General features: G+C 42.5%; 6 protein-coding genes. 3 read left to right on the forward strand and 3 right to left on the reverse strand.

Annotated features, from left to right (window positions below):
* Positions 1-87 precede the first annotated feature (87 nt).
* The 3 genes from H5202_RS14450 to uvrA form a co-directional block, all read right to left on the reverse strand.
* Entirely contained in the window at positions 88-1,977 is a 1,890-nt protein-coding gene (locus H5202_RS14450; protein ID WP_182772692.1) for a DEAD/DEAH box helicase, read from the reverse strand.
* A gap of 254 nt (positions 1,978-2,231) precedes the next feature.
* Complete coding sequence (locus H5202_RS14455) at positions 2,232-3,203, reverse strand: M28 family peptidase (protein WP_182772693.1); 972 nt, start codon at positions 3,201-3,203, stop codon at positions 2,232-2,234.
* Between the two features lie 43 nt (positions 3,204-3,246).
* Positions 3,247-6,117 carry an excinuclease ABC subunit UvrA gene (gene uvrA, locus H5202_RS14460; protein WP_182772694.1) on the reverse strand — a complete coding sequence of 957 codons (2,871 nt, stop codon included), beginning with the start codon at positions 6,115-6,117 and terminating at the stop codon, positions 3,247-3,249.
* A 244-nt stretch (positions 6,118-6,361) separates the two neighbouring features.
* Between uvrA and H5202_RS14465 the strand changes: the two genes are divergently transcribed.
* The 3 genes from H5202_RS14465 to H5202_RS14475 all read left to right on the forward strand — a co-directional run.
* On the forward strand, positions 6,362-7,729 hold the full coding sequence (locus H5202_RS14465; protein ID WP_182772695.1) for an MFS transporter: 1,368 nt from the start codon (positions 6,362-6,364) through the stop codon (positions 7,727-7,729).
* A gap of 184 nt (positions 7,730-7,913) precedes the next feature.
* On the forward strand, positions 7,914-9,059 hold the full coding sequence (locus H5202_RS14470; protein ID WP_182772696.1) for a site-specific integrase: 1,146 nt from the start codon (positions 7,914-7,916) through the stop codon (positions 9,057-9,059).
* On the forward strand, positions 9,056-9,562 hold a 507-nt coding region (locus tag H5202_RS14475), incomplete at its 3' end, for a phage integrase SAM-like domain-containing protein (RefSeq protein WP_182772697.1). The genes H5202_RS14470 and H5202_RS14475, both read left to right, overlap by 4 nt.

The following is a 9,562-nucleotide window of genomic DNA, read 5'->3' on the forward strand; positions in this document are numbered from 1 at the left end:
AGAATAGAGAATAGAGAATAGAGAATAAACGCGGAAAACAAAAATGGAGCCCTTAGGCTCCATTTTTTGTGTCATTCAACTGAATGATTAACCGTTGTCACGTGGCTTACGTGGACGACGTTCTGCACTTGCAGGGCGGTCACTAGCCGGACGATCACCCGCTGGGCGGTCGGTACGTGGACGGTCACTACGAGCACGATCACTACGTGGGCGACGTGGAGCGCCTGCGCCGCGAGTCGTGTCAGCAAACACTTCATCACCCGCTTCACGAATGTTTAAAGGACGACCACACACACGAACTTTTCTTAGGTGTGAAAGGATGTCTTTAGGCATTCCGTCTGGTAAATCAACCGTTGTGACTTGATCAAACAATTGGATTTGACCAATGAAACGGCTATCGATGTTTGCTTCGTTAGCAATAGCGCCAACGATGTTACCTACACCAACACCATTTTCACGACCTACATCAATAACATAACGATTCATTTTAACGTCTGGGTTATCTTTTAAGCCTTCAGCATCACCAAAGCTATTTGGTGCTGGACGGCTACTACGCTCGCCACGGTCACTGCGTTCACGACGTGGACGGTCGCTGCTATTGCGGTCACCACGGTCGCTACCACGATCACTACGCTCGTCACGTGAATCACGTTGACGTTCGGTAATAGTTGGTAACTGTAGTGGACGCTCTTGTTGTACTTGTTGTAACAACGCAGCAGCTAGTAAATCGGTATCAACTTCAAGCTGTTGACATAATTCAGCTACAGCGTTTTTCATGAAATCTAAGTCGCCGTTAATGGTTTCTTGGATTTGCTCGCCTAAACGAGATAAACGACGCTCTGCAACTGATTCAGGGCTAGGCACTTTCATTGGCGAAATACGGCTGTTTGTAGCGCGTTCGATAGTGCGTAACATGCGCATTTCACGATTGGTTACAAATAGAATTGCCATACCAGTACGACCAGCACGACCAGTACGACCGATACGGTGAACATAGGCTTCTGAATCATAAGGAATATCGTAGTTTACTACGTGTCCAATACGTTCAACGTCAAGACCACGTGCCGCAACGTCAGTCGCGATTAAAATGTCTAACTTGCCGCGCTTAAGCTGCTCAACAGCACGCTCACGAGCTTGTTGATTCATGTCGCCATGTAATGGAGATGAAGCATAACCACGGGCTTCTAATTTTTCTGCTAATTCAACACAGCTGTTACGGGTACGAACGAAGATGATAATACCTTCAGTATTTTCAACTTCTAAAACACGTACTAACGCTTCTAGTTTGTTGTGTTGTGATACTTGCACATAACGTTGGTCGATAGACTCAACAGTTGTCTGGCTAGACGCTATGCTGATGTTCACTGGATTAGATAAGTGCTTAGCTGCTACGCGCTTAATTTGCTCAGGCATAGTGGCAGAGAATAATGCAAGTTGGCTGTCAGCAGGCTTGTGCTCTAATACCCATTCGATATCATCGATGAAGCCCATTTTTAGCATTTCATCGGCTTCGTCTAATACTAAGGCTTTTAGATTATCTAGCTTTAATGTGCCACGACGCATGTGATCCATTACACGACCAGGAGTACCAACAATCACTTGTGGTCCACGCTTAAGGGCGTTTAACTGTTGTTGCATGCTTTGACCACCGTAAATCGGTAGTACGTGGAAGCCTTTCATGTGTTTGGCATAACTACCAAACGCTTCGGCAACTTGAACCGCTAATTCGCGGGTTGGTGCTAACACTAAAATCTGTGGAGCATTGATTTTCATGTCGATTTTGTTTAGTAAAGGCAGGGCAAATGCGCCTGTTTTACCGGTACCGGTTTGTGCTTGACCGATAATATCTTTACCAGCCATAAGCGGGTCGATACTAGCGGCTTGAATAGGAGTTGGGTTTTCATAACCTAACTCGTCAAGCGAACGCAACAAAGACTCAGACAGGCCGAGTTCGCGGAAAGTTCTTTCAGATGACATTGAGTTGTAGCCTTGTGGATGCGCACGAAGTTCGGAAGCTCGTGCTAAAGTTTCACAGACAGAAAATCAACCCCGTGTCGATTTCCCGCGCCGATAAGGGGGCGTATTATAGCAGCAACAATGCTAGTTGACCACGTAAAAACTGAAAATAAACATTAATTTGCCTATTATAGTTTAAGATTGGCCTGATTCTTGATTTTTAAGATTTGTTAATTGGTTGAAAAATGAACATTTGTTGGCGTGAAATAGGCTATTTATGGGGCCTTGGTCAGCTTATCGATACTGAGCATTTGATATACTGTTTCAGCAACCGCCACAATAAAACCGATGTCTAAAGTGGCTATTGTGTCGTCGGACGTATGATATTGCGCATGGGGTGGCACGCCAAAATACACCCAAGAGTAACCTGCTTTATGAAATGGATAGTGGTCTGAGGCTCTGAGCCAATCACTTTTTTTCATTCGCCCACTTAATAAATTTGTGTGATGAGTTTTAATACATAATTGGGTCTGTTGCATCAACAATGGTTTAATAGACTCAAAATCTGGCAGATTTTTTTGCCCTTCCATGTAGATTGCTCTGCGCCGATCTGGATGACCTATCATGTCCAGGTTTACGCTTAGTTCAATGTCCATCTTTGGGTATTGCTGCAATAAGGTCACTAATGCATAACTGCCATATAAGCCTGGTTCTTCTGCGTCGGTTGCGACAATCATCAAATTAACATCATCTAACGGCGGACTAAGTTGCCATTGGGCTGCTATTGCCATCATTCCGGCAATGCCTGAGGCATTATCATCTGCACCTGGATACATTTTACTGGCCGTTTGACCTAAGTGATCATAATGAGCCGTAATCACTCGCCACCGATTTGAGTGAGTTTTAGCCGCAATAGTGGCAATGATATTAACCCCAGAGACGGTAGAAAATTGATGCTGAAAACTAAACGGTACGGCAAATGTTGGCTGCCAGGACTGTAAGCCCATCTCTGTAAATCGTTTGATTAAATACGCTTGAGTAAGGCGTGCGCCTTCAGAGTCAGTCTTGCGGCCTTGAAATTCAGTAGAACTCAGTGTGGTGATGTCTTCAGTGATTTGGCGATGGGCGCTAGACCAAGTGGTCATAATATCTGACGAGCATTGCTGAGGTGTTTGGCTGCAGGCACTGAGTAAACAGCCTAATAAAACCATAACCAACACCTTAAGGTGAATTTGAGTAGTAAACATAGTGTGCTATCTCCTCTTATTCACCTAAGGTTTGGTATTTGATCTAAGCTTGTTTTTTGGCTTTTTTAGCCTTTACACGTTTGCTATGAAGCGCCAACATCGGCTTTAAGAATCTCGCAGTATGAGATTCAGGATGTTCTGCGACATCTTCTGGGCTGCCTGCGGCTAAAATCATGCCGCCGCCACCACCACCTTCAGGGCCTAAATCGATAATCCAGTCAGCGGTTTTAATCACATCTAAATTATGCTCAATCACCACCACAGTGTTGCCATGAGATTTTAAGCGATGTAATACTTCTAACAACAGTTGAATATCGGCAAAGTGAAGCCCTGTAGTGGGTTCATCTAAAATGTATAAGGTTTTACCTGTGTCGCGTTTAGACAACTCTTTGGCCAATTTAACGCGCTGAGCTTCACCGCCAGATAAGGTGGTCGCGCTTTGTCCTAAGCGAATGTACGACAAGCCGACATCCATTAAGGTTTGCAATTTACGTGAAATAGATGGAATCGCATCAAAATAGCCGCGAGCATCTTCAACCGTCATTTGCAGCACTTCATGAATATTTTTGCCTTTGTATTTTACTTCTAAGGTTTCGCGGTTATAACGCTTACCTTTACATGAATCACAAGGCACATAAACATCAGGTAAAAAGTGCATTTCCACTTTAATTAAGCCATCACCTTGGCATGCTTCACAACGACCGCCTTTAACGTTAAACGAGAAGCGACCCACTTGATAACCACGGGTACGCGATTCTTGTGTACCTGCAAACAGTTCACGTATTGGGGTGAAAATACCCGTGTAAGTGGCAGGGTTCGAGCGTGGTGTACGGCCAATAGGGCTTTGATCAATATCGACCACTTTATCGCAATGATCCATGCCTTCAATACTTCTGTAGGGCGCAGGTTCATCAACGGTAGCGCCATTGAGCATTCGATGGGCTATTTTAAAGAAAGTGTCGTTAATCAGTGTCGATTTACCCGAACCAGATACCCCAGTAACACAGGTAAACAATCCAACAGGAATGGTTAAATCAACATCTCTTAGGTTATTACCCGAAGCACCAAATAACTGAATCACCTTTTTCGGATCGATTGGGGTGCGCTCGTCACTAATGTGTATTTGCTTCTTACCAGAAATATATTGACCCGTTACCGACTCTTCACAGTTAAGAATATCTTCTAGGGTACCGTCACAAATGACTTCACCGCCATGTACACCGGCTCCTGGGCCAATATCGATAATGTGATCCGCTAAACGAATCGCATCTTCATCGTGTTCAACCACAATCACGGTATTGCCTAAATCACGCAGGTGGATCAGGGTTTGTAATAAACGTTCGTTATCGCGTTGATGCAAACCAATTGAAGGCTCATCAAGCACGTACATTACGCCCACTAACCCCGCACCAATTTGGCTGGCTAAGCGAATACGTTGCGCCTCGCCACCTGATAAGGTTTCGGCTGAGCGCGACAAGCTTAAATAGTTAAGCCCGACATTGACTAAGAAACCAAGACGTTGACTGATCTCTTTTAATATTTTTTCGGCAATTTGCGCTCGTTGCCCTTCAAACACTACGGTGTCGAAGTATTCTTTAGCTTCGCCAATCGACCAAATGGTCAGTTGCGGTAGGTTTAACTCACCAATAAATACGTTACGGGCTTCTTCACGTAAGCGCGAACCACCACAGCTGTTACACGGCTGCATATTAATAAATTTAGACAGCTCATCGCGCACCGAGTTACTTTCGGTTTCACGATAACGGCGATCCATATTATTTAAAATGCCTTCAAACGGATGGTTACGGATCACAACATCGCCGCGGTCATTAATGTACTTAAAGGCAATGTTTTGTTTCCCAGAACCATATAAGACAATCTTTTTAACTTTGTCGCTTAGTTCGGCATAAGGCTTCTCAACGTCAAACTTATAATGTTCAGCTAATGAACTGAGCATTTGGAAATAGTAAAAATTACGTCTATCCCAGCCTCTAATCGCGCCACCGGCTAACGATAGTTCATCATTAGCAATTACTCGTTCAGGGTCAAAAAACTGCTGCACACCCAAACCATCACAAGTTTGACAAGCTCCGGCCGGATTGTTAAACGAGAAAATACGCGGCTCAAGTTCGGCCATCGAATAGCCACAATGTGGACAGGCGAAATTAGCTGAAAATATCAGTTCTTCGGCTTTGCTATCGTCCATACTGGCAATTTTTGCAATGCCACCCGACAATTCTAAAGCGGTTTCAAACGACTCAGCCAAACGCTGTTTCATGTCTTCGCGTACTTTGAAGCGATCGACAACCACTTCAATGGTATGTTTGATGTGTAAATCTAATGTTGGTGGGTCAGTTAAGTCACATACCTCGCCATCAATACGGGCGCGGATATAGCCTTGTGCTGATAAGCTTTCAAGCAACTTAACGTGTTCACCTTTACGGTCGTTAACCACTGGAGCAAGCAGCATTTGACGGCTGTTTGCCGGCATCGCTAATACTTTATCTACCATTTGGCTGACCGTTTGCGCCGACAACGGCTGATTATGCGTTGGGCAGCGAGGCTCGCCCACACGGGCAAACAACAAGCGTAAATAGTCATAGATTTCGGTAATGGTACCGACCGTAGATCGTGGATTGTGCGAGGTAGATTTTTGTTCAATTGAAATGGCAGGGCTTAAGCCTTCAATATGATCAACATCGGGTTTTTCCATTAAACTCAAGAATTGACGCGCATATGCCGACAATGATTCGACATAACGACGTTGGCCTTCTGCATACAAAGTATCGAAGGCTAATGATGATTTTCCTGAACCGGATAACCCAGTTATCACGATAAGTTTGTCACGGGGAATGGTTAGATTGATGTTCTTAAGATTGTGGGTTCGGGCACCGCGTATTTCAATTTTATCCATCTATATCACTCTATGACTTATGTAAAACAAAACAGCGATCAGTATCGCATAGTTTGTTGGGGGACTTCATATCAATTTTGACTATGTTGGTTTGATGATACGCACAACACTCAGCTAAAGTTTAACATGCGCAGATAAAACATCTTATATCAAAAACTGTGATTTCCTTTTGAGCTAATTTCTGGCGCTGTGATAATATGCGCAACTTATAATATTGTTGAATTACTTATCGAAGGGCAACAGCATGGCCAGTAATGGACTGTCGGGTATGGAGAAAAAGGTCGCATTTTCGTTAGCCAGTGTGTTTGGTTTACGAATGATGGGATTGTTTATGATTATGCCTGTCTTCGCGCTGTACGGTCAGCACCTGGAAGGCTTTTCACCGCTATGGGTGGGTATTGCCATTGGTGCATACGGATTAACCCAAGCTTTTTTACAGATTCCAATGGGCATTTTGTCCGACAAATACGGACGCAAACCGATTATTCTTGGTGGCTTGGTATTGTTTGCCATCGGTAGTGTAATTGCTGCATCATCTGATCATATTTACGGTGTGGTATTTGGTCGAGCAGTACAAGGTATGGGCGCAATAGCTGCAGCCGTATTAGCGCTTGCAGCCGATTTAACCCGAGACGAGCAACGCACAAAAGTCATGGCGATTATCGGTATGTGTATTGGCTTTTCATTTGCATTGTCATTATTGGTCGGGCCTATTGTCGCGCAATACATGGGCTTAACGGGGCTGTTTTTATTAACAGCAGTTCTAGCCGTATTGGGCATGTTAATTGTACAGTTTTTTGTTCCCAATCCTATTAGCCAAGCGCCTAAAGGTGACACGGTTGCCACTCCGACAAAATTAAAACGTATGTTGTTAGACCCGCAATTATTTCGCCTAGATGCTGGCATTTTTATTCTGCATTTAGTGCTCACTGCGGTGTTTGTGGCATTGCCGCTAGATTTGGTTGATGCCGGTTTAGTAAAAGAAAAACATTGGATGTTGTACTTCCCCGCTTTTGTTGGCGCATTTTTCTTAATGGTGCCGTTAATTATCATTGGGGTGAAACGCAACAACACCAAAACCATGTTTCAATTGTCGTTAATGATCATGATGGTGTCACTAGCTGCGATGGGGCTTTATGCCGATAACCTTTGGGTGTTAAGTGGTGCTGTAGTGTTATTTTTCACTGGTTTTAACTACCTTGAAGCATCACTGCCAAGTTTAATTGCTAAGTTTTGTCCTGTCGGTGACAAAGGTTCGGCTATGGGCGTGTATTCAACTAGTCAATTTTTAGGGGCATTTTGTGGCGGCATGTTAGGCGGCGGAGCTTATCAGCTCGTTGGTGCATCTGGGGTGTTTTTTGTTGCGCTAGGGCTAATGTGTGTGTGGTTATTTTTAACTCTCGGCATGCAAAAGCCTGTGTTATTGAAAAGCTATACTCTTGAAGCTACAGTAAAAGATAGAAGCGATGCACAAGATATGGCCAGTAAATTGTCACAGTTAATCGGTGTTGTAGAGGCCATTGTGGTGCTCGAAGAGAAAGTGGCTTATTTAAAGGTCGATGATAAATTCAATTTAAGCGAAGCGCGAGCTGTGTTAGGCTCTGTGAATTAGATCGTATAGATCATTAAGCTTAGTATTAAGTTAAAGTAAACAGATAAAAATCTCAGGAGATTTCGATGGCTAGTCGTGGTGTGAATAAAGTGATTTATGATCACCACTACAGAACTATATAGTTTTACTATACAAAAAACTATATTTCTACTAGCATCAAATCTTGTTTTTATGGGATTAAATAATGGCATATGTCCGCTATACGAATAAGGTAAGCTTTGCTTCTGTTGGCTTTAAAAATAAGAAGGGCTTTCCAGTAATTTTCACTTCTAGCAAGTTTATCCATAGACTTTCTTTACAGTATTTTTTAAGTATTCGACAGAATCTTTCAATTAACACTATAGCAACATATGCTTCGCATCTTTGTGACTTCTTATCTCAATTAGAAACTGACAATGAAGGTCTACTTGAAACAGATCAAATTCAATGGGATGAAATAGATGATGCATGGTTTGAAGGGTATTCAAATGAACTTATACGTCGATACTGTTCAGAAGCAGACAATTCCACAAACTATGTTTCCCAAGTTCTAAGAACTGTTATTGCATATTTGCTCTGGTGTGAGAATCAAGGGTTTGCAAGAAATTTGATAGGTACAACCGACGTATCTAGTATCAGGGTTAAAAAAAATGAAAGTGGAAAAGAAGCATCACATCCCCTTGTAACAAGACTTTCCCGACAGAAATCACCCAAACGATCTGCCCCTAAAGAGCGCTGGATAGAAGTAGTCAAAGAATCAACTACTCTAGTTAGTAAGCAAGTACGATACCGATATGAGTTAATGATCGATTGGTGCGTTGCATCGGGATTGCGAGCTCATGAAGTATGTGCACTAACAACGCATCAATTACCCTTAAGAAAAACTGCGGTCAACGCACATATTAATGAAGAAAATGTCTTCATTAATTTAAGTGTAACGAAGGGTAGTAAGTCTGCTCTATTGCCAATAAGTCCATTGCTTGTTATCCGTACCTGGGATTTTATTGAACATGAGAGAGTCAAAACTCTTAAACCATTTTTAGAAATAGCAAGAAAAAGTAGGATAAATTTTGTCGAACCAAAAGAGATTTTTCTTTCGTCCACAACGGGTAGAGCAATAAATCCAAGGACTTTTTCAAATCAGGTTCGCTCTGCTTGGTTATCAGCTGTTAACTCCAACCAGCTTACTGAAGATGAGTCTGTTTGGGTCCATGGGCTTAGACATCGGTACACCACTAATAAGCGTAAAGCATTAAAGAATGATGAGCTTACCAAACACCTTACAAGGCATAAAAGTATTGATTCTCTAGATGTTTATAGTTTTGAATATTTAAATGGAGAAGAAAAATGACTGCTAAAAGGTTCCAGCGACATAAAATAAATAGCACAAAGCCAAGCTCAATTCGTCCTATTTCACCTTCTGGAAAGTTTGAGATTTTTCTTGGTGTTGCAGGCACAATAAGTGTTATTGACTTAATGGATTTAAATGACAGCGACAAAATCATTACCGAGTTAAATTTGCATTTGCGTAATCGAAGGAAGCCCAGAGGCACTGCACATAGACTTCTAAAATACTTGAGGCATACTGCATCAATGTCGATGAATATTGATGCTAAGTCTCTCTCTGATTTCAAAAACTATCTCAGTGAACAATCGGACCTAACTCTTAATACAAAATCGCAGATATTTTCAGAGGCCAAGAATTTCGTCAAACATTTAATTGATGCTGAAGTATTGATAGACGAAGTATTACCGAGAAATTTTGATGCTAGAAAATCAAGCATAATCCCTACTCTATCCTTTGCTGATCTCGGCCGAAACTTTATCGAAAATGACAATAACTTTGTTTTGGCT

The organism is Shewanella sp. SG41-4 (genome assembly GCF_014164505.1).
Classification (GTDB): domain Bacteria; phylum Pseudomonadota; class Gammaproteobacteria; order Enterobacterales; family Shewanellaceae; genus Shewanella.

Coding starts and splice junctions, on each gene's coding strand:
- H5202_RS14465 (WP_182772695.1), top strand. CDS start 6,362: ATGGCCAGTAATGGACTGTCGGGTATGGAGAAAAAGGTCGCATTTTCG.
- H5202_RS14455 (WP_182772693.1), bottom strand. CDS start 3,203: ATGTTTACTACTCAAATTCACCTTAAGGTGTTGGTTATGGTTTTATTA.
- uvrA (WP_182772694.1), bottom strand. CDS start 6,117: ATGGATAAAATTGAAATACGCGGTGCCCGAACCCACAATCTTAAGAAC.
- H5202_RS14450 (WP_182772692.1), bottom strand. CDS start 1,977: ATGTCATCTGAAAGAACTTTCCGCGAACTCGGCCTGTCTGAGTCTTTG.
- H5202_RS14470 (WP_182772696.1), top strand. CDS start 7,914: ATGGCATATGTCCGCTATACGAATAAGGTAAGCTTTGCTTCTGTTGGC.